The 25,096-nt window shown below is 71.7% G+C and carries 24 protein-coding genes; 11 read left to right on the top strand and 13 right to left on the bottom strand.

Annotation, left to right across the window (positions count from 1 at the left end):
* Positions 1 to 18 precede the first annotated feature (18 nt).
* Complete coding sequence (locus tag ACQP2Y_RS23650) at positions 19 to 519, bottom strand: AAA family ATPase (protein ID WP_433716915.1); 501 nt, start codon at positions 517 to 519, stop codon at positions 19 to 21.
* Between the two features lie 38 nt (positions 520 to 557).
* Complete coding sequence (locus tag ACQP2Y_RS23645) at positions 558 to 1,364, bottom strand: MarR family transcriptional regulator (protein ID WP_433716913.1); 807 nt, start codon at positions 1,362 to 1,364, stop codon at positions 558 to 560.
* 225 nt (positions 1,365 to 1,589) lie between these two features.
* Between ACQP2Y_RS23645 and ACQP2Y_RS23640 the strand changes: the two genes are divergently transcribed.
* Complete coding sequence (locus ACQP2Y_RS23640) at positions 1,590 to 2,708, top strand: serine hydrolase domain-containing protein (protein ID WP_433716911.1); 1,119 nt, start codon at positions 1,590 to 1,592, stop codon at positions 2,706 to 2,708.
* Positions 2,709 to 2,752: 44 nt separating this feature from the next.
* Positions 2,753 to 3,115, top strand: coding sequence for a DUF2203 domain-containing protein (locus ACQP2Y_RS23635; RefSeq protein WP_433716909.1), 363 nt, complete (start codon positions 2,753 to 2,755; stop codon positions 3,113 to 3,115).
* A 22-nt stretch (positions 3,116 to 3,137) separates the two neighbouring features.
* Here ACQP2Y_RS23635 and ACQP2Y_RS23630 read toward each other — a convergent pair whose 3' ends face one another.
* The gene (locus ACQP2Y_RS23630) at positions 3,138 to 3,932 is read right to left on the bottom strand and encodes a hypothetical protein (RefSeq protein WP_433716907.1); all 795 of its coding nucleotides are present in this window, start codon (positions 3,930 to 3,932) and stop codon (positions 3,138 to 3,140) included.
* 191 nt (positions 3,933 to 4,123) lie between these two features.
* Here ACQP2Y_RS23630 and ACQP2Y_RS23625 point away from each other — a divergent pair, with 191 nt between their 5' ends.
* Positions 4,124 to 4,426 carry a hypothetical protein gene (locus ACQP2Y_RS23625; RefSeq protein ID WP_433716905.1) on the top strand — a complete coding sequence of 101 codons (303 nt, stop codon included), beginning with the start codon at positions 4,124 to 4,126 and terminating at the stop codon, positions 4,424 to 4,426.
* Between the two features lie 41 nt (positions 4,427 to 4,467).
* Here the strand turns inward: ACQP2Y_RS23625 and ACQP2Y_RS23620 are convergent, their stop codons facing one another.
* The 8 genes from ACQP2Y_RS23620 to ACQP2Y_RS23585 form a co-directional block, all read right to left on the bottom strand.
* Positions 4,468 to 5,706 (bottom strand): cellulose binding domain-containing protein, encoded by a 1,239-nt coding sequence (locus ACQP2Y_RS23620; RefSeq protein ID WP_433716903.1) that lies wholly within the window; start codon positions 5,704 to 5,706, stop codon positions 4,468 to 4,470.
* Positions 5,703 to 6,749: a GDSL-type esterase/lipase family protein gene (locus tag ACQP2Y_RS23615; protein WP_433716901.1), complete on the bottom strand. Its 1,047-nt coding sequence runs from the start codon at positions 6,747 to 6,749 to the stop codon at positions 5,703 to 5,705. The genes ACQP2Y_RS23620 and ACQP2Y_RS23615 overlap by 4 nt, the downstream gene beginning before the upstream one ends.
* A gap of 94 nt (positions 6,750 to 6,843) precedes the next feature.
* Positions 6,844 to 7,125, bottom strand: coding sequence for a hypothetical protein (locus ACQP2Y_RS23610; RefSeq protein ID WP_433716899.1), 282 nt, complete (start codon positions 7,123 to 7,125; stop codon positions 6,844 to 6,846).
* A 112-nt stretch (positions 7,126 to 7,237) separates the two neighbouring features.
* Positions 7,238 to 9,619: a phosphoketolase family protein gene (locus ACQP2Y_RS23605; protein ID WP_433732041.1), complete on the bottom strand. Its 2,382-nt coding sequence runs from the start codon at positions 9,617 to 9,619 to the stop codon at positions 7,238 to 7,240.
* A gap of 84 nt (positions 9,620 to 9,703) precedes the next feature.
* The gene (locus tag ACQP2Y_RS23600) at positions 9,704 to 10,378 is read right to left on the bottom strand and encodes an SRPBCC family protein (protein WP_433716897.1); all 675 of its coding nucleotides are present in this window, start codon (positions 10,376 to 10,378) and stop codon (positions 9,704 to 9,706) included.
* Positions 10,379 to 10,460: 82 nt separating this feature from the next.
* The gene (locus tag ACQP2Y_RS23595) at positions 10,461 to 11,102 is read right to left on the bottom strand and encodes a response regulator transcription factor (protein ID WP_360835323.1); all 642 of its coding nucleotides are present in this window, start codon (positions 11,100 to 11,102) and stop codon (positions 10,461 to 10,463) included.
* 85 nt (positions 11,103 to 11,187) lie between these two features.
* Entirely contained in the window at positions 11,188 to 11,739 is a 552-nt protein-coding gene (locus ACQP2Y_RS23590; RefSeq protein WP_433716895.1) for an RNA polymerase sigma factor, read from the bottom strand.
* Between the two features lie 82 nt (positions 11,740 to 11,821).
* Positions 11,822 to 12,856 carry an FAD-dependent monooxygenase gene (locus tag ACQP2Y_RS23585; protein ID WP_433716893.1) on the bottom strand — a complete coding sequence of 345 codons (1,035 nt, stop codon included), beginning with the start codon at positions 12,854 to 12,856 and terminating at the stop codon, positions 11,822 to 11,824.
* A gap of 51 nt (positions 12,857 to 12,907) precedes the next feature.
* On the opposite strand from ACQP2Y_RS23585, the gene ACQP2Y_RS23580 reads away from it, so the two are divergent.
* From ACQP2Y_RS23580 to ACQP2Y_RS23570, 3 genes are all read left to right on the top strand, one after another.
* Positions 12,908 to 13,408, top strand: a complete 501-nt coding sequence (locus ACQP2Y_RS23580; RefSeq protein ID WP_433716891.1) for a hypothetical protein — start codon at positions 12,908 to 12,910, stop codon at positions 13,406 to 13,408.
* The gene (locus ACQP2Y_RS23575) at positions 13,408 to 14,538 is read left to right on the top strand and encodes an MAB_1171c family putative transporter (RefSeq protein WP_433716889.1); all 1,131 of its coding nucleotides are present in this window, start codon (positions 13,408 to 13,410) and stop codon (positions 14,536 to 14,538) included. The genes ACQP2Y_RS23580 and ACQP2Y_RS23575 overlap by 1 nt, the downstream gene beginning before the upstream one ends.
* A 202-nt stretch (positions 14,539 to 14,740) precedes the next feature.
* Positions 14,741 to 15,229 (top strand): hypothetical protein, encoded by a 489-nt coding sequence (locus ACQP2Y_RS23570; RefSeq protein ID WP_433732039.1) that lies wholly within the window; start codon positions 14,741 to 14,743, stop codon positions 15,227 to 15,229.
* Positions 15,230 to 15,355: 126 nt separating this feature from the next.
* On the opposite strand, the gene ACQP2Y_RS23565 is transcribed toward ACQP2Y_RS23570, so the two are convergent.
* The gene (locus ACQP2Y_RS23565) at positions 15,356 to 16,729 is read right to left on the bottom strand and encodes a glycoside hydrolase family 43 protein (RefSeq protein ID WP_433716886.1); all 1,374 of its coding nucleotides are present in this window, start codon (positions 16,727 to 16,729) and stop codon (positions 15,356 to 15,358) included.
* A gap of 184 nt (positions 16,730 to 16,913) precedes the next feature.
* Here ACQP2Y_RS23565 and ACQP2Y_RS23560 point away from each other — a divergent pair, with 184 nt between their 5' ends.
* Positions 16,914 to 18,098 (top strand): MFS transporter, encoded by a 1,185-nt coding sequence (locus tag ACQP2Y_RS23560; protein WP_433716884.1) that lies wholly within the window; start codon positions 16,914 to 16,916, stop codon positions 18,096 to 18,098.
* A 21-nt stretch (positions 18,099 to 18,119) separates the two neighbouring features.
* Here ACQP2Y_RS23560 and ACQP2Y_RS23555 read toward each other — a convergent pair whose 3' ends face one another.
* Positions 18,120 to 20,129, bottom strand: coding sequence for an FAD-dependent oxidoreductase (locus tag ACQP2Y_RS23555; RefSeq protein ID WP_433716882.1), 2,010 nt, complete (start codon positions 20,127 to 20,129; stop codon positions 18,120 to 18,122).
* Positions 20,130 to 20,253: 124 nt separating this feature from the next.
* Between ACQP2Y_RS23555 and ACQP2Y_RS23550 the strand changes: the two genes are divergently transcribed.
* The 4 genes from ACQP2Y_RS23550 to ACQP2Y_RS23535 all read left to right on the top strand — a co-directional run bounded on the left by ACQP2Y_RS23550 (position 20,254) and on the right by ACQP2Y_RS23535 (position 25,023).
* The gene (locus ACQP2Y_RS23550) at positions 20,254 to 20,841 is read left to right on the top strand and encodes a GNAT family N-acetyltransferase (RefSeq protein WP_433716880.1); all 588 of its coding nucleotides are present in this window, start codon (positions 20,254 to 20,256) and stop codon (positions 20,839 to 20,841) included.
* A gap of 78 nt (positions 20,842 to 20,919) precedes the next feature.
* The gene (locus ACQP2Y_RS23545) at positions 20,920 to 22,119 is read left to right on the top strand and encodes a cytochrome P450 (protein WP_433716878.1); all 1,200 of its coding nucleotides are present in this window, start codon (positions 20,920 to 20,922) and stop codon (positions 22,117 to 22,119) included.
* Between the two features lie 129 nt (positions 22,120 to 22,248).
* Entirely contained in the window at positions 22,249 to 24,840 is a 2,592-nt protein-coding gene (gene lanKC / locus ACQP2Y_RS23540; RefSeq protein WP_433716876.1) for a class III lanthionine synthetase LanKC, read from the top strand.
* A 54-nt stretch (positions 24,841 to 24,894) separates the two neighbouring features.
* Positions 24,895 to 25,023 (top strand): SapB/AmfS family lanthipeptide, encoded by a 129-nt coding sequence (locus ACQP2Y_RS23535; RefSeq protein ID WP_360552370.1) that lies wholly within the window; start codon positions 24,895 to 24,897, stop codon positions 25,021 to 25,023.
* Positions 25,024 to 25,096: the final 73 nt, after the last annotated feature.

Genomic DNA, 25,096 nt, shown 5'->3' with positions numbered 1-25,096 from the left:
GATCGCGCCGGCCTGAGGTCAGTCCGGCAGCCGGGCCTCGGGCAGCCGCTCGACGATCTCCTGCACGGTCTGGGCGGGCGTCTGATGCGACGTGTCGAGCCACAGCCCGAGGCGCGGGGTGCCGGTGCGCAGCGCGTGGTCCAGGGCGGTGACGGTCCAGTCGCCGTACCCCTTCTTGGTCCGGGTCTGCTCTCGGCGGGCCAGCACGTCCGGGCGGGGCGCGAGGACGACGACGAAGCGGGGCCGGGTCGCGAGCAGATCCACGTATCGGGCGAGGTCGGGCCCGAGGATGACGTCCTGGACGACCGCCGTGAAGCCGGCCCGCGCATAACCGTCGGCGACCGTCGTCGTGAGTTGATAGCGCAGCCACAACTGCGCGGTCGCCTCGGCCGAGGCCTCGGGTGCCAGCTCGCGCCGCTCGGAGACGACCATCCGGCGGAAGACGTCGCCACGCACATGCGCGGCGCGCGGGAAGTGCTCGGCGAGTCCTTGCGCGACAGTCGACTTGCCGGCGGCCATGGCGCCCGTGATGACGACGGCCGCGGCGGGCGAGCCTGTCAAATCGCTGCGATCGGAGCGTCCGGCGCGAAGCCGGTGCGGGCGTCGCCGTCCTGACCGGCATGAGAGCCCGGTCCGGGCGTGGAGCCCGGGGCTCCTGCCGGCTGCCGTGAGCGGCGCCAGTGTTCGGCCGCTTGTGTCATGTCACGGTTGAGGTGATCGAGAAATTCGCTGGTGTCCCGGAGCCGGGCACCGGCTGGAGTATGGGTGCCGAGGGTGTGCGCGCCCTGCCGCGCGGTCTCGGCGAGCAGGAGGTTCATCCGGGCGCTGGCCAGCCAGGCGCGGATCCAGACGTCGTCGTCGACGACGTAACAGTCCCGGCGTTGGTGGGGGTCGCGCTCCCGCCGGAGGAATCCTTGCCGTTCGAGGTCGCCGACAGCCTTGGACACCGACGCCGGGCTGACCCGCAGCCGGCTGGTGAGCTCCGCCGCGGTGAGCTTTGCGGTGTCGTCGGTGAACAGGCGGGTGAGCACCCGGGAGGCCATCGAGGACAGGCCGGTCTGGGCCATCATCGCGGTGAGGCGTTCCTCGAGCTGGCGGACGGCTTGCGGGTCACGGCCGTGTGTCGAACCGGACTCTGCTGCCGGCGCCGGGGTCCGGCCGGGTCGCCGCCGGGACCGGGCCGCGGTCGCCTGCTGTGCCAGGTCCGGCCGGTAGCGGCGGGGGCCGCCGTTGCGGTTCACCTCACGGCTGATGGTGGATGTGGGTTTGGCCAGCCGCCTGGCGATCTCGGCGTAGGCGGTGCCTTCGGCGAGTCTCGCCGCGATGTACTGACGGTCCTGATGCGTCAGTCTGCCTGCCGGCATCGGATCGGCCTCCGTTCCCGGGACGATTTCGTCGCCGCATTATTGCGTTCGCCGTCGGCTCATCGCAACGGCGCAATTTCCGCGTTGCGTTCGCCGTCATGGTTATCGCACTGAAGATGTGGCGTTTCAGCTGCTTGAATTGACGCCGAGGGGCCGGAATGGATTGATGGCTTCCCGAACGCAACGTAGCGTTCCGGCTGTCGAAAAGATCGTTCAAGGAGTGTCATGAACCGCATGATTCCCGAGGCAGGCGACGTCACCGCCACCGGCCCGGCCACCGGGTCGGTCCGCGTCCGACAGGCACTCGACCGGGCGGTGAACACCCTCGGCGCACCGGGCATCGTCGCCGAGACACGCCGGGGCCGGACCCGGTGGTTCGGTTCGGCCGGCGTGTCCGACACCGGAACCGGCCGCCCGCGTGAACCGGGTGAACGGTTCCGGATCGGCAGCGCCACCAAAGCCTTCACCGCGACTGTGGTGCTGCACCTGGCCGGCGAGGGCCGTCTGAGTCTCGATGACACCGTCGAGCGATGGCTGCCGGGCCTCGTTCGGAGCAGCCACGACGACGGCCGCACCATCACGGTCCGGCACCTGCTCAACCAGACCAGCGGCCTCTTCAACTACGTCCAGGACCCGGGCTTCGCCGCCAACGCCGTGGGCAGCGCGTGGTTCGAGCACCGCTACGACCACTACACCCCGGAACAGCTCGTGAAGATCGCCCTGTCGCACCCGCCCACGGGCAGGCCCGGCGAGCGGTTCAGATACTCCAATACCAACTACGTGCTGGCCGCCATGATCGTCGAACGAGTCACCGGAGCGTCCTTCGGTGACGAGCTCGACCGGCGCATCATCCGCCCGCTCGGCCTGACCGGAACCTATCTGCCCGGGGATGAGCCCGACATCCGCGGCCCGCACCCCGTGCACTATTCCACGCTGTTCTCCCCGGACCCGGACCCGACGATTCACGACGCCACCGAAATGAATCAGACATTCGCCTGGTCCGCCGGGGGCCTGATCTCGACCACCGCCGACCTCAACCATTTCTTCAGCGCGTTGCTCGGTGGCCGGATCCTGCCCGCCGCTCAGCTGTCACAGATGCTCACCACCGTCCCCACCGACGGCGCCGGGTGGATTCCCGGCACCCGATACGGGCTGGGCGTGTTCGCACAAACGCTGACCTGTGGCACCACCGTGTGGGGTAACGGCGGCGCCACCTTCGGTTCCTGGGCCTATGTGATGGGCACCCGCGACGGCAGTCACCTGGTCGCCAGCCAGATCAACGGCGACTGGAGCGGCCTGGGCGCCTTCAACGACATCCTCGAAGCGCAGTTCTGCCCGGCCTGACACCGGCGGCTGCCGCGACCAACCCAGGTGACAGACTTGCGGCCATGGGGTTGTTCACGCCGGCGCAGGCCCGCATCGAGCTGGCCCGGCTGCGGCCGGTGCTCGACGAGCTGGTCGTCGTCCGGGCCGACATGGTCGAGCTGTCCGCCGCGCTGGCCGTCGGGGGCACGCCGACGGCGCTGGGCGGGCTGCCCGAGCAGAAGGCCGCCGAGGCCCGGCTCAACGAGCTGATGACCGAGGTGCAGGAGACCGGGGCCGAGCTCAAGGGCGTCGCGCCGCTGCTGGTCGACTTCCCGGCCGACCTCGACGGGGTGCCGGTGCTGCTGTGCTGGCTCGAGGGTGAGACCGAGCTGGGCTGGTACCACCGCCTCGACCTGGGTTTCGCGGGCCGGCGCCGGCTGCCCTGACGAGCGGCCGGCGCCGGGACGCTCAGGAGTCGGAAGGCAGCTGCCGGCGGCCGAACTCGAGGGTATCGAGGTCGCCGTGGAACTGGTCGGTGTCGACGTCACTCTGGGTCGCCCGGATGCGCTTGCCGCCGATGACCACGGCGCCGCTGGGCAGGATGTCGTCCAGCGGACCGGTCTGCTGCGCGGGCGGCAGGACCTGACGCCCGGTCTGCCGGTCGTGGACGCGGATCTGGAACAGCACCGGGGACAGCCGTACGCAGGTCACCCGGTACCACCGGCCGAGCCTCAGCTGGAAGTCCTCGGGGCCGGCCGGCAGCAGGACGAACCGGGTGCCGTCCGACCACCGGCACGAGGGCCGGCCGTAGTCGACCTGCATCTTCCACTGGCTGACGCCCGCCCCCGCCGCGCCGAACTGGAAGACGTTCATGCCGGCGGCCGGGGACGGCGGCTCGGTGAGGCGGATGTCGGCGCCGAACACGAACCGGCCCTCGCCGCCGTCGTCCGGGACCAGTGTGATGCTGCTGGCCGGTTGGATGATCGCTTGTGGACACGGCGCGACGGTGCAGCTTCCGCCCGGGAAACGCAGGAACGGGTCGCCGCCGGGTCCGGCCACCGAGGTCACGGCACCGCCGCCGCCGGTGAGGATGCTGCCGTGCAGATTGTTGCCGCTGCTGTCGGCGACCTGGGTGGCGGTCACCAGGTCGCCGGCGTAGCGCAGTTCCAGGGTGCCCATCGGTGGTGCCGCCACCGCGGGGCCGGCCAGGGCGAGGACGAGCACGGCCACGGCCCCGCTCGTCGCTGATCGCAGAAGGTTCATGGTGCCGAGTGCAGCGGAGCCGGTCGCGGTGGACAAGGCGGAACGGTGCGACAGGCCGGGCCGTACCCGATCGGGGTCGCCCGGCTGTCGTATCGTGGGGTGACGTCGCAGGCCACGTCGGAGGTGATCACGGTGCACCGGTGCTCATGACAGCCCCATCCCGGGGTGTCACGGAGCCGAAAGGCGACCGTATGAGCAGGACCGACAAGACCAGGCCGTGGTGGGTGAAGCTGGCCGAGCGGCCGATGGTGACCTGCCGGCCGCAGCATGATCATCGCTTCGGGACGTGCACGCTGCCGGACCGGATCGACGCCACGGCAGCACCGGTGATCCGCCCCGCGCGGGGCTGCTACTGGGTGGTGACCGCCCGCTTCGCCGACACCATGCACAACGGCTGCCGCGAGTGCACGGGCTACTACTTCCGCCGCGACGAGCGCCGCCGGAGCCGTCATGAGACGCGCCGCGAGCTGCGCGGCTATCACGGCGAGGACTGACGGGTCGGCGGCCGGGCCGGGCCGGCCGCCGCATTCCGCGGTCAGCGCAGGTACGAGGCGAGCGCGATGCCCTGTTCCCGCAACGCGGCGGCGATCAGGGCGGCGATCTGCCGGGCCCCCGCGGTCTCGAAGTGGGTGTGGTCGTTGCAGAAGAAGGCACCGACCGCGCCGGCGCTGTAGTCGCCGTTGTTCGGGCACAGCTTCAGCGAGTTGTACAACGCGACACTGCGCTGGTGCAGGTCGATCAGCGGCACGCCGTTGGCGGTGGCGGCGCTCCGCGTCTCGGCGAGGAAGCCGCGGTTGCCCACCGCGGTGCTGCCGCTGCAGGTGATCGCGGCGACCGGGGTCACGAAGATCGGCTTGGCGCCGCGCGCCTTGGCGGCCTGGGCCATCATGCCGAGCAGTTGCTGGTAGCGGGCGGCGCCGACGTGCCGGGGGCAGGCGGAGTCGCCGTCGTTGATACCGAACTGGATGAACAGATAGTCGCCCGCCCGCATCCCGTTGGTGGCATCGAGCATGGCGGTCCACCGCGAGCTGTAGGTGGTCGGGCTGACGATGCACTCGCCGGCGGCGTTCTTGGTGCCGGTGACGTTGCCTTCGTAGAGCCAGGTCTGGATGCTGCGGCCGCCGACGGCGCTGTTCTGCACGGTGACGTCGCTGGTGAAGTACGGCGCGAACTGGCTGCCCCAACCGACCGGGCAAGCGCTGGCGTTCGCCATGGTCGAGTCGCCGGCCATCCAGATCTTGACCCGCCCGGCCGGTGCCGACGGCGAGGCCGGCGGGGTGCTCGGGCCGGTGCAGGGCGTCGGCGACGGTGTGCCGGGGGTCGGCGAAACGGTGCCGCCGGTCGGTGACGGCGTGCCGGCCGGGCCGCCACAGACGGTGCCGTTGAAGGTGAACGACGCCGGTACGGGGTTGCTGCCGGTGTGGGTGCCGTTGAAGCCGAACGTGACGGAGGCCCCCGACGCCACCGCGCTGTTGTAGCTCAGGCCGGTGGCGGTGACCGCGGACCCGGCTGCCGTGACCGTGGCGTTCCAGGCCTGGGTGATGCCCTGGCCGGGCGCCATCGTCCAGCCGAGCGTCCATCCGGTCACCGCGTCGCCCAGGTTGGTGACGGTGACGTCGGCGCCGAATCCCGTACCCCACTGGTTGGTGATCTTGTAGTCGACGCGGCAGGCCGGGGCCGCGGCCGCCTGCGCCGTGGTGACGCCGGCACTGCCGGCGGCCACCGCCATGACTACGGCGGCGAGCAGGGAAAGGCGCCGCCCCGAGACCGTCATCGGGTCACCGCCGCGGCGGCGAGCTTGCCGGCGACGATCGGGGCGAGCCGGGCCGCGATGGCCTGATGACCGGCGTCGTTGGGGTGCACGTTGTCGCTCAGCCCGCCGGCGGGCACCCACCCGTCGGTGGGCACGAAGAAGGTGTTGCGGTCGCCGGCGGTGGTGACGGTCTGCACGGCCGCCTGGGTCTGCGCGGCATACCGCTTGGTGAAGGTCTGCAGGGCCAGGATCGCAGCCTGCGGGTATCTGGCCCGGATGTCGCGCAGGAGCTGGGTGTAGACGGTCTGGAACGTGGTGCTGCTGACGCCGTGCCCGACGTCGTTGGTGCCGAGGTTGATCACGACGGCGTCGGCCCGGTACCGGGAGAAGTCCCACAGCGGTGACCCGGCCGCGGTGTTGTTGCGCAGGAACCGGTCGGCCATGCCGGTGCAGCCGTCGGCGGCGCTGACCAGGCAGGCCCCGCCCTCGGCGATCTGGGTGTGCGCCGCGCCGAGCCGCTCACCGGTCAGCCACCCGTACGCGGTGAGCGCGTTCTTCGAGGAGGTGGTGCCGACGGTGATCGAGTCGCCGATGAACTCGACCAGCCGGGCGGGCCGGGGCGGGGCGACCGTGGTGGCGCCGCTGTCGAGCACGAGCCCCTGGAAGACGGCGTCGCCGTGGTACGACCCGGCCACCACGCGGTAGGAGACCCGCAGCGTGTGGTTACCGGCCCGCAGCGGGGTCGGGGTGAGGTTCACCGTGCCGCTGACGTTGCGCAGGTAGACATCGGCGGCGCCGTCGACGCTGTAGTAGAGGTCGATGGCGGCCCGCTGTCTCAGGGCGACCCTGGTGCCCGTGAAGCCGGTGACGAGATATGCGCCGGCGAAGTGCGGCACGACGGCGGCGGGGTTAGCGGTGTCCCAGCGCCCGTAGAAGGCGATGTTGGGGTCACGCGGTGAGCCGTCGCCCGCGGCCGCCTGCGCCGCTGGGGCGAGCAGCCAGCCGGTGAGCGCGAACAGCAGCGCCGCGAGGGCGAGGACCAGGACGTTCAGCCGTCGTCGCACCGGATCGACTCCTCACGATTGGGAGCGCTCCCAATCGGGAGGTGGCCCCATCGTGATTCATCAATCGATGCTTGTCAATGAACGTCGGCCGGGGTCAGTCCTCCCGGGGCACCGACAACGGGTGGCGGTCCGCGTCGCGTTCGGCCAGCCGCTGCACCGCCCGCCGGTACTGCGGCCCGGTGATCTCGCCGTCCAGCAGCTGCCGGGCCAGGACACCCTCCAGCGTCTCCGGCACCGCCGGCACGGGCACCACCTCGGCCTCGGCCGGCTCGGCGGCGGCTTCCCGGTCCGCGCTCCGGACGGCCGACCAGGCGGTCGCCACGACGATGGCCGCCAGCGTGATCGTCAGCAGCACCATGAAGATCATCGTCGCCATCACCTCCCGGCACCATCTTGGATCCGTTCGAGCGGACAAACCAGAGCCGAACGTCCCATTGCACGGAAGGCGGCACCGGCCGGAGCCGATGCCGCCTCCCGCGATGACCGGGTCAGCCCTGCTGGGCCCAGTCGCCCAGGGTCCAGTCGCGGACCTCGGGCATGTCCTCCAGGTGCTCCACCACGTACGCTTCGTGCCTGGCCAGCTGCTGCTCGCACCAGGTCTTGAGGTCACTGGCCCCGCGCGGCAGCCGCTTGGCGTTGTTGATCGCGTCCATCACCAGGTGGTAGCGCGACGCCTTGTTGCGCACCGTCATGTCGAACGGCGTGGTCGTCGTGCCCTGCTCGATGAAGCCGCGGACCCGGAACCGGTCGGCGTCGGGGCGGCCGTGCACCAGCTGGTGGATGGCGCCCGGGTAGCCGTGGAAGGAGAAGACCACGTCGACCGTGTCGGTGAACAGCTCGGTGAACATCGTCTCGCTCATGCCGTGTGGGTGGTCCTTCGGGCGTACCAGGGTCATCAGGTCGACCACGTTGACCACCCGGACCTTCAGTCCGGGCAGCTTCTCCTCGAGGATCTGGGCCGCCGCCACGGTCTCCATGGTCACCACGTCACCGGCGCAGGCCAGCACGATGTCCGGGTCGCTGCTGCCGTCGTCGGTGCCGGCCCACTCCCAGATGCCCGCGCCGCGGGCGCAGTGCTCGATCGCCTCGTCCATGGTGAGGAACTGCAGCTGGGGCTGCTTGTCGATGACGATCAAGTTGATGTACGAGCGGGACCGGAAGCAGTGGTCGGCCACCGACAGCAGCGTGTTGGCGTCCGGCGGCAGGTAGACCCGGGCCACGTCGCCGCGCTGGGTCAGCACCACCTGGATCAGGCCGGGGCCCTGGTGCGAGAAGCCGTTGTGGTCGTTGCGCCAGGCCGTCGAGGTCAGCAGCACGTTGAGGCTGGGCACCTTGGCCCGCCACGGCAGGTTCCTGGCCTCCTGCAGCCACTTGCCGTGCTGGACCGTCTGCGAGGCGCTGACCATCGCGAACGCCTCGTAGGTGGCGAACATGCCGTGCCGGCCGGTGAGCGTGTAACCCTCCAGCCAGCCGTGGCAGTTGTGCTCGGAGAGCACCTCCATGACCCGGCCGTCCCGGCTGATCTTGACGTCCTCGTCCGTGACGTGCTCCATGAAGCCGCGGTCGGAGACCTCGAAGACGGCACCGAGGCGGTTGCTGTTCGTCTCGTCCGGGCAGAACAGCCGGAAGCTGTACGGGTTGCGCGCGTAGATGTCGCGCATCAGCTCGCCGAGCTTGCGGGTCGACTCGGCGTGCTGGGCCGCCGGACGCGGCACCTCGACGGCGTAGTCCCGGAAGTCGGGGATGTCCAGGTCCTCGGTGAGCCGGCCGCCGTTGGCGTGCGGGCTGGCGCTCATCCGCAGGTCACCCTCGGGGGGCAGGGCTCGCACGAGCTCGGTCGGCGCACCGTCGGCGTCGAACAACTCCTCCGGGCGGTACGAGCGCAGCCAGGTGTCCAGGATGGCCAGGTGCTCCGGGTTGTCGCGGACACCGGAGAGCGGCACCTGGTGCGAGCGCCAGGTGCCCGTCACCTTGATGCCGTCGACCTCGGCCGGGCCGGTCCAGCCCTTGGGCGAGCGCAGGATGATGAGCGGCCAGCGCGGCCGGGTGCCGTCCCACTCGCCGTCACGGGCCGAACGCTGGATGGCCCGGATCTTGCCCCAGGCCTCGGCCAGGCCGGCGGCGAAGCGGTAGTGCATGCCGGGCAGGTCCTCGCCCTCGACCTCGATGATCTCGTACCCGTGGCCCTGCAGCAGCGCGCGTACCTCGGCCGGGTCCTTGCGGGCCAGCACGGTGGGACCGGCGATCTTGGCCCCGTTGAGGTGCAGGATCGGCAGGACCGCGCCGTCGCGGGCCGGGTTGATGAAGGAGACGCCCTTCCAGGAGCCCTCCAGCGGGCCGGTCTCGGCCTCGCCGTCACCGACCACGGCGACGGCCAGCAGGTCGGGGTTGTCCATCACGGCGCCGAACGCGTGCACCAGCACGTAGCCCAGCTCACCGCCCTCGTGGATCGAGCCCGGCGTCGTCACCGACACGTGGCTCGGGATGCCGCCCGGGCTGGAGAACTGCCGGAACAGCCGCAGCATGCCGGCCTCGTCCTGGGAGACGTCCGGGTAGATCTCGCTGTAGGTGCCCTCCAGATACCCGGCGGCGACCAGCGCCGGGCCGCCGTGGCCGGGCCCGGCGAGATAGATCGACTGCTGACCGGTACGCCGGATGAGCCGCGACACGTGCGCGTAGATCAGCGACAGGCCCGGGCTGGTCCCCCAGTGGCCGAGCAGCCGCGGCTTGATGTGCGCGGGCGTCAGCGGCTCACGCAGCAGCGGATTGCCACCCAGGTAGATCTGGCCGATGGTCAGATAGTTGTTGGCCCGCCACCAGGCGTCCAGCTGGGCGATCTCCGTGTCGTCCGGAGCGGCGAGGGCGCGCACCAGCTCGTCGTCGCGGGTGCCGGCCTGGTGTTCCGATACGGCGGTCACGGTGTTCCTTCCGTTGACTGCTGGATGGGTCGTTTCTCAATCTAGGGGCGCGGAGATCACCGCGCTCAGAGGACGACGGACGTCGCCGGCGGGACCTTCGGCCCTCGACTCCGCGCGGTCCCGGATGCCGGTGAGCATCCTGCGTTCCATGATCAGGCTGCCCGGTTCCAGCACCATCCGGCTGACCAGCCGCCGGACCGGCGAGCGCGGCGGCAGGGCGATCCGGTTGCGGCTCACCAGCCGGGTCCCGCCCCGGTCGGCGGACAGCCCGAAGATCCAGACCCAGCTCCCGTCGGCCGAGCGGAAGGCCAGCGTGCGGGGCTGGTCGCAGACCTCCACCCGCATGCCCGGCCCGCCCGCACCGAGCGGCAGCACATCACCCACAGCGAGCTGCTGGAACTGCGGCAGGATGCGGTCGGCGCTGTGCATGTCCAGGCCGAACAGATTCTCGATCCAGTCGTAGGTGTAGGCGCCACCGCGGTGGCTGCCCATCTGCACCAGCCAGGGCCAGACCGCTTCGGGCGGCGCGTCGATCGTGACGGCCCGGGTGGAGACCAGCTCCGCGCCGGCCAGCAGCTCGTCGCCGGGCATCGCCGCGGCGACCTCCGCGGGCGTGGCGCCGGACGTCAGATACCACCGCCGTGCCGGAGGTCCGTAGGCGACGGCCGCGAGCAGTGCCGCACCGGTCAGGCCTTTGACGATGAGGTTCATGGCCCTCCTCCTTCGCATCCGCCCTCACCGTGCGCCCGGGCACGGCCGCGCCGCCAGGGCCATCCGGCCCGCGGTGACCGGGTCAGTGCGAGTGGTCGCCGAGCAGCTTCGTGGCCAGCACCGCGGCCTGCGTACGCCGTTCCAGACCCAGCTTCGCCAGCAGGCTGGACACGTAGTTCTTGACCGTCTTCTCGGCCAGGAACATCTTCCCGGCGATCTCCCGGTTGGTCAGGCCCTCCGCCACGAACTCCAGGATCCGCCGCTCCTGGTCGGTCAGCGAGGCCAGCTCCCGGGGCTGCTCGACGCCGTGCCGGATGCGCTCCAGTACCCGCTGGGTCACGGCGGGGTCCAGCAGCGACTGGCCGCCGGCGACCCGGCGGACCGCGTCGACCAGGTCGGTGCCGCGGATCTGCTTCAGCACGTACCCCGACGCGCCGGCCATGATCGCGGCGAACAGCGCCTCGTCGTCCTCGTACGAGGTGAGGATCAGCCCCCGGATCGACGAGTCCACCGCCCGGACGTCACGGCATACGTCGATGCCGTTGCCGTCGGGCAGCCGCGCGTCCAGGACCATTACGTCCGGCCGCAGCGCCGGGATCCGGCGGGTCGCCTCCTGTGCCAGCCCCGACTCCCCCACCACCTCGATGTCCCCGGCGGCGTGCAGCAGGTCGGCCAGGCCACGGCGGACCACCTCGTGGTCGTCGAGCAGGAAGACACGAATCATGTGTCATTCCTACCGGGCGCAGGTCCCGCGACCAAGGGCCGGAGGTCCCGTCGGCGTGGGACGGGTGGCACGGCGGGGTGTGCGGTCAAGACAGGGCCTCGCGCATGGCGATGCGGGCCCGCCGCGCGCGGGACTTCACCGTGCCTTCCGGCACCCCCAGCAGCAGCGCCGTCTCCCGTACGGACAGCCCGTCGAGGACCAGCGACCGCAGCACCGCCCGCAGCTCGGCCGGCAGCACCAGCAGTGCCTGCTCCAGTTCCTGGCCGATCCGCCCGGCCATGACCTCGTCCTCGGCGCCCGGCACCGTCGACGCGGCCAGCGGCACCGCCGGCAGCTGGGCCTGCCGGGCCCGCCGGCGGAACGCGTCGACCAGCCGGTTGGCGGCGATCGTCCAGAGCCAGCCCACCGCGCTGCCCTCGGTGGCCGCGCCGGCGAAGCTGCCCGCCGCCCGCCAGACCGCCAGGTACGTCTCCTGGAGCACGTCGGCGACCACGTCCTCGTCGGCGCACCGGCGTCGCAGCCGCGCCGCGAGCCACGGCGACGTGCGGCGGTACAGCTCGTCGAACGCGGGCCGGTCCCCGGTGGCCGTCCGGCGCACGAGGGTCTCCTCGTCGACCGCGTCCAGGCTTCGTCTCACACCACGCAAGACGACTCCCAGCTGTCCACGGTTCTGCGCCTGAGGTGACCCCCGTCACTATGCGGCAGAACGAGGGGGAATGTCAGGCGCTCGGCCGGCCCATCCGGGCACTGGCCGCCACCGTCTCCTCGGTCTGCCCGCGACGCCGCGCCGAGTACGCGGCGAACGCCGTGGCCGGCTCCGGGTGCTCCCGCAGAGCGGCGGCCAGCGCGACGGCGTCCTCGAGCGCCATCGAGGCACCCTGGGCCGCCGCCGGGGACGCGGCGTGCGCGGCGTCGCCCACCAGCACCATCCGGTCGTTGTGCCAGCTCGGCGTCGTCGGGATGTCGTAGGAGTCGCCGCCCACGACGCCCCCGCCGGTCGCCTCGATGATCGCCGCCGCGGGGGTGGCGTCGTCGCGTACGGCGTCGAGGACGAGCTCGCGCCATTGTGCGGCCGTCGTCCCGGTGGGGCGGCTGTCGCCGGTGAGGCGGGCGAACCACCAGGTGCGCCCGTCGCCGGGGGCGGTGAAGCCGAAGAAGGCGCGGGCGCCGAAGACCATGTGGTACGCGTCGGGCGCGCTGCCGGCCGGGTTGCCGTCCGCGTAGCCGTAGACGACGTGCTGGCCGGTGTAGCGCGGGGTCGGCGCCTGCGGGTCGATGAGGCGGCGGGTCGGTGAGTGGATGCCGTCGGCCCCGACCAGGATGTCGCCCCGGACACGGGTGCCGTCGGCGAAGCGGGCTTCGACGCCACCGTCGACGGTCGCGGCGTCGGTCAGCCGCTTGCCGTGCACGACCGGGATGCCCCGGGAGATCGCCAGGTCCTGGAGCACCCTGTACAGGGCGGCGCGGCTGAGGGTGCGGGCCGTACCCTCGATCGCCCGATGTTGTAAATGCGCGCCCTCGGCGCTGAAGAGCTCGACCGCCGCGGCCGGGTAGGAGGCCGCCACGACGGCCGGGCCGGCGCCGATCGACTCCAGTGCGGCCATCCCGTTGGCCATCACGGTCAGGAAGGCGCCGGCGTCCTCCCCGCCGGACGGGTGTGCCTCGTGGACGATCGAGGCAATTCCGGCCTGGTGCAGCGCGAGCGCGGTCGCGGCGCCGGCGACGCCGCCGCCGGCGATGAGTACTTTCGTCATGGTTGTTGGATATCCTTCGATGACTTCACCGGCGGCGAGGGGGCGGGCGAGGTGAGCGAGCGCAGGCTGCGCAAGCGGTGCCGGACGCTGCTGCGGGAGCTGGATGTGCGGCCGCCGCTGGACGTCCGCGAGCTGTGCGCGCGGCTGGCCCGGCAGCGGGGCCGCCCGATCCGGCTGGTGGACCATCCGATCAGGGTGCCAGGGCCGTTCGGGCTCTGGTTCATGACGGAATCCATGGACGTCATCTTCTACCAACGCGAGACCACGCGTCCGCACCAGGATCACATCATCCTGCACGAGATCGGGCACCTCATCGCCGACCATCCCAGCGACGAGGGCGATGACCAGGCCTGGGAGGCGGTCACCCCGGAGGAGCGCCCCGGCGGCAGCACCCGGGCGCTGCGCCGCACCTGTTACGACTCGGCCTACGAGCGGGAGGCGGAGCTGATCGCCACCGTCATCCTGGAGTGGGCCAGCGTGCTCAATCCGCTCTATCCCGCCGGCGCCGAGCGGCTCGGCTCGTCACTGTCGCACCACCAGGGCTGGCTGTAGTGGCGCCCGTCCTGCTCGCCGTCATCGCCGTCGCGTTGTGGATCGGCGTGCTCAACAAGGTCGTCCAGCTCCGGCGGGCGCCGGAGGATCTGCCGCTGCGTGCGGTGGCGGCCTGCGTGGTGTGCGCGACCCTGAGCTTCACGGCCAATCTGCCGCCGCTCGAGCCGCTGCTCGACCGGGCGGGGGCCGGGGTACGCAGCCTGGTGGTCAACGTGGGCACGATGACCGCGGCGTACTTCCTGCTGGCGTTCCTCACCTACTCCATGCGCGGGAGGGCTGCCCGTCGCGCCGTACGCCTGCAGGCCGTGCCGTTGGCGGCCGGGATCCTGATCGCGGTCGTGGCCTGGGCCCTGGCTCCGCCCTCGGTGCGCGCCGACCCCGCCGAGACGGCCAACGGCGCCAGCCCGCACGCCACCGTGTTCGTCGTGGCCGTGCTCGGCTACATGGCGTACGCGCACTCGCAGTCGCTGCGCTGGTCGATCGCGTACGTGCGCGCCGCCGGCACCGCCCGGCTGCGCCGCGGTCTGATCATCCTGAGCGTGGCGGTCTGCGCCTTCCTGATCGCCGACGCCACCAAGTCGGTGCTGGCCCTGCTCCAGGCCACGATCGAGCCGGCCCCGGCCGCCGTACGCGTCCTCACTCTCATCTACCTGTCCGGCGTCGCCGTGGGTGCGCTCGCGTTCGTGGTCGGCGTCAGTTACGCGGCGGTCGTCGGCATGCTGGTGTCGGTGCCGCTGTGGCGCGCCCACCGGCGCTACTACCGCGAGCTGGAGCCGCTGTGGACGGCGGTGGATCAGGCGTTCCCGCAGCTGGTGCTGGGTCGGGTGCCCGCCATCTCGTGGCGCGGCCGGTTCGGCTGGGACAGCAGCCACTACCGCTTCTACCGGCGGGTCGTCGAGATCCGCGACGGGCTGGTGCTGCTGGGGCCGTACTTCGAGGTGTCGGCGGGCCGCGTCGACGCCCAGCGGGATGAGGCGCACTGGGCCGCCGTGATCCGCGGCGCGCTGAGCGCGAAGCAGGCCGAAGGCCCCGTCGTGGACGCGGATCCCGTCCTCGTGCCCGGGGGCGACGATCTGGAGAGTGACGCCCGCCGGCTCGCCAGGATCTCGCGGGAGCTCGCCGTGAGGTGAGGCGCGGGCCCGGTCTCGGCCGCCCCGTGATCGGTCGGAACAGGCCCGCGTTGTCCACTGTCGGCGCGCAAATACTTTGCGACACTATATTTAACGGCTCACACCGGTCAAGGCGCATTCGCGGCCCCGGCGGTTAACCGGAGACGACAAGCGTGGGAGCCTCGACGACATGTCCGACAGTGCAGGCCGGCCGCCGGCCACGGTGGCAGCCCGGTTGAACGAGCTGTTCGCCATCGTCACCTGGGTCGACGACCGCGGGCGCACCCGGGAGTATTCGACCCCGCAGGTGGCCCGAGCGATCACCGACGACCCGGCCCACGACACCAGCGTCTCGCGTGTGTATCTCGCCACACTGCGCTCGGGGGCCAACACCAACCCGACCGTCGCCGTGCTCAAGGCGATCGCCAGGTTCTTCGACGAGCGACGGGCGCCCGGCAGCGCGCCGGTCACCGCCTCGTTCCTGCTCGGCGAGCCCGGCCCGGCCGACGACGACCCGGAGTCCCGGGAGCTGCGCCGCAAGCTCGCCGACCGACAGGTCCGCATGATCGCCATGCGGGCGGGCGACATGACCCCGGCGGTACGCCGCCAGGTGCTGCAGATGCTCGACATTCTGGGCGGGCCGACCGCTCCCGGCACCCCGCCCACGCCGGAATCGGTGCGCACTGAGGACGACACGACCGAAAGTGGATAGTCCACCGGTTAGACAGCGCCGGGCGTTGTCGTTTAAGTTGGTCGTACGGCGCCGTTGCGAGTTCTTCCCCCGTGGAATTCGCAGCGGCGCCTCTTTGTCCTCACCCCTGCTTGTCTTCACCCCTGCCTAGTAGCCGATGTGGAACGTGGCGTCCTGCTTGTCGGTGCCCGCCGAACTGCCGGTGATCGGGTCGATCCGCAGCACGTAGCCGCTGTGCCGCACGTAGCGGTCCGGGAAGTTGTGCGAGCGCAGCGACGTCCAGCCGGCGTCGGCCCAGCCCGCGACCCGGTGGAAGGTGGCGTCGGCCTTGAAAGCGCTGGTGCCGTCGTTCGCGTTGAGCACCAGGGCGTAGTTCGCGTGCCGCAGGTAGCGGTCGGGATAGTTCACCGACCGCAGCGACACCCCGGCCGGGTCGGCCAGGCCGGGCACCAGCGTCCACAGCTGATCCTGGTACGGGTCGAACGGGTACGCGTCGACGCGGCCCACCCCGTCGGCGTGCCGCACGTAGCGGTCCGGGAAGTTGTACGACTTGAGCCGGTTCCAGGAGGGCGTGCCCCACGTGCCGGAGAGCCCGGACAGCTCGGCCGCGGTGATCGCGGTGATGCCCAGGTGCTTGGAGTTCAGCGGCTGGGTGTACGCGCGGTCGTTGAGCAGGCTCCACGACCCACCCGCGACGTCGCCGCTCTGCCAGCAGTAGAACCGGCCGTTCGGGCTCCAGGTGTCGCCCCACATGTACCAGACGTTCGCGCTGTTGGACTTGACGATCTGCGGAGCCTCGACGCCCCGGCCGGGGCCGATCGCGCTGGTGTAGACGCTGAAGCTGCCCGGGTTCAGCGAGGTGGACCGGGTGCCCAGCAGGGTGCTGTTGGTGTTGTTCTTGTAGTACATGTAGTTGACGCCGCCGACCGTGACGAAGTTGCCGTCGATGGCGTCGTAGCCGGGGTCGAAGAAGACCTGCGGCGCCGAGGCGGTGACGAAGTCGGCGGTGTAGGAGACCATCAGCACGTTGTGCCCGTTGACCACGGCGGAGAAGACCACGGCGTAGCGGCCGCGGGCGGCGTCCCAGAAGGCCTCGGGGGCCCAGGCGTGGGTGGCCAGCGAGTGCACCTTGAGCAGCCGGTAGTTGCGGAAGCTGCGCAGGTCCGTGGAGTCCCAGACATGCAGGTACTGGCTCTGGTAGGACCAGTTCGTGCCGTTGAGGTCGGTGGCCAGCACGGTGAACGTACCGTCCTGCTTGCGCAGGATGAACGGGTCGCGCAGCCCGCCGCTGCCCGCGGTCGGTGTCGCGACCGGCCGGTTCTGGTTGAGCGGGGTCCAGGCGAGGCCGTCGCTGCTGACCGCCAGGTGCAGGTTGTAACTGGCGGCGCTCATCGACGGCGACTCCGTGAAGTACGCCATCGCGTAGCCGGAGTAGGTGGCGGCCTGGGCGGCGCCGGGCCGGATCAGGGCACCCGCGGCGGCGCTCGCCCCCAGCGCGGACAGCAGAGTACGACGTCTCACGAGCACCTCACAGCTTGATGTGACCGGTAACATTGATGTTACTGAATGATTCCGGTCACGTTGCGCGATTGTCAAGAAGCCCGCGGCACCGCCGTTCTCCCTATCGACGCCGGGGCGCGCACGTGCCAGAGTGAGCGCCCATGGAGATCGTGAACAATTCCCATGTTTGCCGATCGGACCACGGATGACGGCTGCCGAACCCTCCGGCGGCACCCGGGCCCGGTGGATCGGCGCGGGCTACGCGGCGCAGGGCCTCGGGTACGCCGCGGTCGTCACCGCGCTGCCGATGTTCAAGGAGCGCCAAGGTCTCGACGACGCCCTGGTGTCGGTGATCCTGCTGCTCGTCGTGGTCGCGGCGGCCGGCGGCTCACTGGTCGCCGACGCGGTCGCCGCCCGATGGGGCAGCCGATTCGCCCTGGCCGGCGGGCTGGTGACGATCGGCGTCGCGCTCGGCCTCACCACGTTCCACACCCCGACGGCTGTGTTCGTGGCCGTCCTCATCGCGTACGGCGTGGGCCTGGGCACCGTCGACGCCTCGCTGAGCATGCAGGGTGTGCTCGTCCAGGCCCGGCTGGGCCGCAGCGTGATGAACCGGCTCTTCGCCGCCTACACCGCCGCCGCCTTCATCGCCGCGCTGCTGATGTCGGCCTTCGTCGCGAGCGGGGCCGGTGCCGGCGTGGCCGTGGGCGTGGCCGGCGGGTTCGCCGTCCTGGTCGCGCTGACCGGCTGGCGCGGGTACGAACCCGCACGCACCGTCATGCCCGACCTGACCGGGCACCGCCACCCGCGCGACGGCAGCCGGCGGGTCGTGCTCATCTGCGGCGCGCTGATCTTCACCGCGTTCCTCGCCGACTCGGCCGTCAGCACCTGGAGTTCGGTGTACCTGCACGACACGCTGCTGGCCGCGGACTCCGTCGCACCGCTGGGCTACGCGGCGTACCAGGTCGCGGTCCTCGTCTCCCGGCTGGTCGGCGACCATGTCGTGCCCCGCACCGGCGTGGTCGCCGCCGCGGGCGCATCCCTGCTGGTCTGCGCGGTGGGCTGCGGTCTGGTCGTCGCGGTCCCGTCGGTCGCGGTGGCCGTCGCCGGTTTCGCCCTCACCGGCCTCGGGGTGGGCGTGCTGGTGCCGCTGGCGTTCAGCGCCGCCGGGCACGCCGTGCCCGGCAACAGCGACGAGGTGATCGCCCGGGTCAACCTGTTCAACTACGGCGGCGCGCTGATCGGCGCGGTCCTGCTCGGCCTGCTGTCCGAGCCGGTCGGCCTGCGGATCGCGTTCCTCGTCCCCGTGCTCGGACTGCTGCTCACCCTGCCGGTGGTCCGGCAACTGCGGCGGCTCACCCTCGCGGCGCCCCCACAAGCAGTGCCGTGACAGACCGGGCGGGGCGCGGCATCAGGCCGGCACGAAGCGTACGGCGTCGGCAACGACGTAGCCGGTGGTCGACTCCGTCCGGATCAGCACACTTCCGGTGCTGCCGGCGGCGAAGGTGAACGTGCCCAGCGACACCCACTGACCACCGGACACCCGCTGGTCGACGGTCCGGGTCGTGGTGCCGCCACTGTGCACGACGTCGACCGGCACGTTGCCCGCCCGGTTCTCGTGCGCGGTCCACCGCAGGTACACCGCGTAACTGCCGACGGCGGGCAGGGCCGGCGTGAACCGCAGCCGGTTGACGCCCTTGGCCGTGTTGCCGTCGTGCTCGTAGTCCGGGCCGTAGAAACCGCCGGTCGCGGTGCTGCGGACCCAGGTGCCGGCCCGGGTCACCCCGGACGTCGCGGCATTGTCGACGATGACCTCGCCGGTGCCGGTCAGTGGCCACCGCAGCAGCTGGCCGTCCTGACGCAGCCGGACCTCCAGCGCGGGATAGCTGACCTGCTGCACCGGTACCGCCGCGTCGATGGCGAGCACCGCCGCGGTCGCCGCCGACTGGGCCAGGATCATGAAGACCGGCTCCATCCGGATCGACCCGTACGCGATGTGACTCGCCGCCAGGCACACCGGCACCAGCAGGTTCGCGCACTGCGCCGGGGCCGGCACGATCGAGCGGTAGCTGATCGGGAACGGTCCCGGCACGCCGGTCTGCACGTCGCCCTCGTTGCGGACCGCGCCGCCCACGACGACCCGCTGGCAGTTGTGCGAGTCCATGGTGTAGCTGGCCAGCCCCACCGGATCACCGGCGCGCGTCGACCCCCGGCAGTCCCGTTCGGTCATCACGTAGGCCGACCGCATCCGCCGCGCCTCGCGAACGTAGAGCTGCGGCGGCCACCCGCCGGAAGCGGTGAACTCGTCGACCGGCAGACCCCAGGACGCCGTCGCGGTGCGGACCGAGGCGGGCAGCCGCGGGTCGTTGGCGAGGAACCACATCAGGCCCTGCTGGTACGTCCGGTGCTCGGCGGCGATCGACTCCCGCGCGGCGGTCCCGGCGGTGGGGTACGCGTAGTTGCGCCCGATGAAGTCGGTCGAGACGGCGCCGTTGTTGTTGGAGTCGGTCTTGCCGCCACCGACACTCTGCGTGGTGAAGAACGGCCCGGCGTACCCGGCCTCGATGTACCGCCGGAGCAGCTCGTACTCCGCCGGGTCGTAACCGGCCGGCTTGGGGAACGGGATGCGGCCGGCGTCGCGGGTCAGGCACATCCGGAAGTTGTACGCCTGGATCCGGTCGTCGGCGGTGCCGTTCGGGGCCACCGGGCTCGCCGAGATGCCCGGCAGCAGCCCACTGCCCGGGTTGCCCGCCACCACGTACGGATCGACGGGCCGGTCGAACTGGTGCTTGTCCCGCAACTGGACGCCGTTGATCGTCTCGCCGTACTCGGTGTTCGCCTCCCGGCCGAGCGTCCAGCTGACCCCGGCCCGGTCCATCAGGTCACCCTCGTAGCCGGCGTCGACGTACATCAGCCCCCGGAACACCTGGCCGTTGTCGGTCACCAGCTCGGTGATCCGGGCACCCGAGCGGGTCACCGAGCTCAGCCGGGCCCCGAGGTAGACGGGCACCCCGGCCTCGGCGAGCAGGTCGTCCAGCACCGCGCGGGCCACGTGCGGCTCGAAGGTGAACCGCGCCGGGGAGGTGGGAGTGACGACCGTGCCGTTGTACTTCGCGTACACCCGGCGGTAGAACTCCGCAGCGATGCCGCCGATGGACTCCTTGACACCGCTGTCGGTGAAGCCCAGCCCGCCGGTGGTCAGGCCGCCCAGGTGCGTGCCCGGCTCGACGACCACGGCGGTGCGGCCCATCCGCCGGGCCTGGATCGCCGCGACCAGACCCGCCGCGGTTCCGCCGTAGATGACCAGGTCGGCCTGCACGGCGGCGGCTGCGAGCGCGGGCAGGGCCGGTGCGGCCGCGGTGACCACCAGGGTCGCGCCGCCGATCCGCAGGACGTGGCGCCGGCTGAGGTGAGCGGACATGGCGGGCGCCTCCCTGATAGCGGAACCCCGTCATCCTCATCAGCCGCCGAGTCCACTGTCAACGGTCGGCTGACCGGCCGGAAATCGCCTCGCGCCGCCCCGGACGGTGTGTGATCGTGGCGGGATGCCACAACCGATCTTGCGGACCGAGCGGCTGGTGCTCGTCCCCCTGGCGGACCGGCACCTCGAACACGAGGTCGAGCTCGACTCGGACCCGGAGGTGCTGCGCTACATCTTCGGCCGGGCGCGGCCGCGCGAGGAGGTCGTCGCCGCCCACGCCGAGCGGATGGCGCTGGGACGCAAGGTGGACGGGCTGGGCTACTGGATGGCGTACCGGTCCCCCGGCGAGGAGGACGAGTTCGTCGGGCTCATGATGCTGCCGCCGGCGCACGGTCCCGACCAGCCCGACGACCCGGCCGTCGCCGAGCTCGGCTACCGCCTGCTGCGCCGCTACTGGCGGCAGGGCCTGGCCAGAGAGGCGTCCCGGGCGCTGCTGGCTCACGCGTTCGAGACCGTCGGGCAGACCCGGGTGATCGCGCAGACCATGGCGGTGAACGCCGGGTCGAGGGGTGTGATGGCCGCCGTCGGGCTGCGCCACGTGCGCACGTACTTCCCGGTCTGGGACGACCCGCTGCCGGGAGCGGACCTGGGCGAGGTCGAATACGAGATGACCCGGGAGATGTGGGCGGCGCGCAATACCGATTCCGGGTGACACGAAGCGGCGCCGGGCGCCCCTATGCTCGGGGACAACCGGCCCGGTGGGCGGGCCGCCGGGACGAAGGCGGACCCCGTGTCGACACCGGTTCTTGACCTGTACGGCGATGAGTTCCGCTCCCGGCCGCACGAGGTGCTCACCTCCCTGCGCGAGCAGAGCTGGTGGGCCGAGTCCCCGGTCGGCCCGGCCGTGCTGCGCCACGAGCCGGTGCAGACGTTGCTGGGGATGCGTCAGCTGCGTACCCCCGGGGTGGATTTCCTGGCGCTGCAGGGCATCACCGACGGGCCGCTGGTCGAGACGATGCGCAGCTTCCTGCTCAACGCCGACGGCGAGGACCATCAGCGGCTGCGCCGGCTGGTGAGCAAGGCCTTCACGGTACGGCGGGTGCAGGACTTCCGCCCGGCCGTGCGGGCCTGCGCCGATGAGCTGATCGCCGCCATGTCCGGCACCGGCGGGGTGGATTTCGTGGCCGCGTTCGCCGAGCCGTACAGCCTGCGGGTGGTGTGCGAGTTCATCGGCATCCCGGAGGGCGACAGCGCGCAGGTCAACCAGTGGGCGCACGACGTCGGGCTCATCTTCGGCTTCAGCGTGGCCGAGCACGCCGGGCGCATCGAGAACGCCGTGCACAGCCTCAACCTGTTCATCGACGGGCTGATCGAGGCCCGCCGCCGGGCACCGGGTGAGGACCTGCTGAGCGCGCTGATCCTCGCCGAGGAATCCGGGGAACTGCTCGACGACGCCGAGCTGCGCGCCATGGTGATCACGATGCTGTCCGCCGGTCAGGGCACTGTGCAGTTCCAGCTGGCCCAGGCGGTCGACACCTTCATCGCGTACCCGGATCAGTGGAGCCTGCTGGCCGACCGGCCGGAGCTGGCCGCGAACGCCGCCGAGGAGGTCGTCCGGTTCTGCCCGTCGGCGCTGCTGGGCGTGCCGCGGATCGCCAAGTCCGACGTGGAACTGCACGGCACGGTGTTCCCGGCCGGGACGTGCCTGCTGCCGATCACCGGATCGGCCAACCGCGACAGCGCCGTCTTCACCCGCGCCGACACCTTCGACATCCGCCGCGAACCCTCCGGGCAGCTCACCTTCGGGGGCGGCATCCACTACTGCCTCGGTGCGGCCCTGGCCCGGGTGGAGCTGCAGGAAGCACTCCCCCGCCTCGCCGCCCACCTGCGCGGCCTGGCCTCGGCCGGTGAGGCGGAATGGCTCGCCCCTACCGAGGCCGTCTACGGCCCGGTGCGCCTGCCGGTGAGCTATCTGGCCGTTCAAACATGACGGACGTCAGCAGTTCTCCCTCACGCATCTCACCCTGACCTGATGACAGCGCTCACTACGTCGACTCCCTCCACCTGACCAGACTGAGAGGCAGGAAAGCACACGGAGCGGTACGAGGGGAGCCGGGCGATGGACAAGCACTACGAACGGTTCTGTGTCACCGATCCGTACTTCTACGACTCCCTGACCAGCGCCCGGCCCGAGGCGACCTGGTTCGCCGCGGCCCGGCGCCCGGTGCCCGGGGGCTGGCAGCGCGAGACCCTCGACGACTGGCTGATCTACGGACCGGCCGGCGGCGAGCTGCCCGAGCAGGGCTGGAAGATCCACATCTCCGCCTGCCTGGACAACGCCGAGCGGATCCTCGACCAGGTCTTCGGCTACTGCCGAGCCCGCGGCCTGCCGTTCAAGTTCATCCACGGCCGGGCGGCCCTGCTGATGCGCAACGCCAAGTACGCCCGGCGCGGCACCAGCGGCAAGTTCATCACCGTCTACCCCCGCGACGACGCCGAGCTGGAGGTCGTCTGCAAGGAGCTCAGCGAGTTGCTCGACGGCGAGCCGGGCCCGTACATCCTCAGTGACCTGCGGCTGGGCGACGGACCCGTGCATGTGCGCTACGGCGGTTTCGCCGCCCGCTACTGCGTCGCCGACGGGGTGGTCGAGCCGGCCATCGCCGACCCGTCCGGCACGCTGGTGCCCGACCGGCGCGACCCGGTCTTCCGGACCCCGGAGTGGGTGTCGCTGCCACCGTTCCTGGGCGCGCATCTGGCCGCCCGCAACGCCACGACCGTCGTCGACCTGCCGTACTCCATCGAGGAGGTCATCCACTTCTCCAACGGCGGCGGCCTCTACCGCGGCACCGACACCCGCACCGGCGAGCCCGTGGTCCTCAAGGAGGCGCGGCCGCACGCCGGCCTCGACGCCGACGGCGTGGACGCGATCGCGCGGCTCGGCCGGGAGCAGGAGGCGCTCGAGCGGCTGTCCGACCTCACGAGCGTGCCCCGGGTGCACGACCGGTTCCAGCTGGGCGAGCACGAGTTCCTGGCCCTGGAATACATCGACGCCAAGCCGCTCAACAAGCTGCTGGTCGACCGCTACCCGCTGATCGACCCGAATGCGAGCGCCGAGGACTACCGCGCGTACACCCGGTGGGCGCTGCACATCTACCGGCAGATCGAGCGGACGATCGACGCGATCCACGAGCGCGGCCTGGTCTACGGCGACCTGCACCTGTTCAACGTGCTGGTGCGCACCGAGGGCCCGGACGCCGACACGGCGGTGCTCATCGACTTCGAGGTCGCCGGCCCGGCCGACGGCTATCGCCGGCCCGGCCTGCGCAACCAGGGCTTCGCGGCGCCCCGCGGGGTCACCGGGACCGACGTCGACCGGTACGCCCTGGCCTGCCTGCGGCTCGCCCTGTTCCTGCCTCTGACCGCGATGCTGCGGCTGGCGCCGGAGAAGGCCCGCGACTTCGCCGCCGTGATCGCCGAGCACTTCGACGTGCCGGCGGAGTTCCTGAGCGAGGCGGTCGCCACCATCACCGCCCGGCCGGCCGCCCCGCAGGGCAGCACCCAGCACCGCTCCGACCCGTCCGTGCCCGCCATGATGCGCCGGCTCACTGACGCCATCGTGGACAGCGCCACCCCGCAGCGCGACGACCGGCTGTTCCCGGGCGACATCGAGCAGTTCCACTCCGGTGGGCTGAATCTCGCGTACGGCGCCGCCGGGGTGCTGCACGCCCTCGCCGTCACCGGCGCCGGCCCGTTCCCCGGCTTCGAGGAGTGGCTGGTCCGGCGGGCCCTGCACCCGCAGTCCGGCTCTCGGCTCGGCCTCTACGACGGGCTGCACGGCGTCGCGTACGTCCTGCACGAGCTGGACCGCCGCCAGGAAGCCCTCGACGTGGTCGAACGCTGCCTCGGTGAGCAGTGGGAGCAACTCGGCCCCGACCTGATGAGCGGCCTGGCCGGGGTCGGCCTCAACCTGCTGCACCTGGCCGAGGCCACCGGCGAGACGGCCCTGCACGACGCCGCCCGGCGCGCCACCGACCTGGTCTCCGAACGGCTGACGGAGATCGCCACCGACGAGCCCCCGGCCGGTGACCTGGCCGTGAGCGGCGGACGACAGCCCCGCGCCGGCCTCACCCACGGCTGGACCGGCCCCGCCCTGCTGTTCCTGCGCATGTACGAGCGCACCGGCGACGCCACCCTGCTCGACCGGGCCGTGACCGCGCTGCGCCAGGACCTGCACCGCTGCGTCGTGCGCCCCGATGGGGCGCTGGAGGTCAACGAGGGCTGGCGCACCATGCCGTACCTGGCCCAGGGCGGCGTGGGCATCGGCATCGTCCTCGACCAGGTGCTGGCCCACCGCGCCGACGAGGGCCTGGCCCGGGCCGGCGCCGCGATCAGCCTCGCCGCCCGGTCCCCGTTCTACGCCCAGGCCGGCCTCTTCGCCGGACGCGCCGGGATCATCCGCTACCTCGCCGGCCACGACGGCGGCGACGACGACCGGCTGGCCCTTCAGCTGCGCAACCTCACCTGGCACGCCGTGCCGTTCCGCAGCGGGCTCGCCTTCCCCGGCGACCAGTTGCTGCGGCTGTCGATGGACCTGGCGACCGGATCCGCGGGTGTGCTGCTCGCCCTCGGCGCCGCGCGGCACGAACCAGCCGCGGACCTGCCCTTCCTCACCCCGGCCGCCGGTTCCCCGCGACCGGCCGGCACCCGATGACTCCCGCCCGACCGGGCGGGGAGAAAGCAACACCGAGCAAGGAGGAGAACGACCATGGCACTTCTCGACCTGCAGGGAATGGAACTGTCCACCGAGGCGAAGAACGCCGGGGGCGGCGGCGGGAGCCGGGCGAGCCTGCTGCTCTGTGGCGACAGCTCGCTGAGCGTCACGACCTGTAACTGACCGGCGGTCATGAGCGCGGCCCCGGACCGGGACACCCAACCCGGCTCCGGGGCCACTCCTGTCGTACCGACCT

The organism is Actinoplanes sp. CA-051413 (assembly GCF_050955795.1).
Taxonomy (GTDB): Bacteria; Actinomycetota; Actinomycetes; order Mycobacteriales; family Micromonosporaceae; genus Actinoplanes.
Note: the sequence above shows the minus strand (reverse complement) of the source record. Positions and strands in the feature narration are given on the sequence as shown.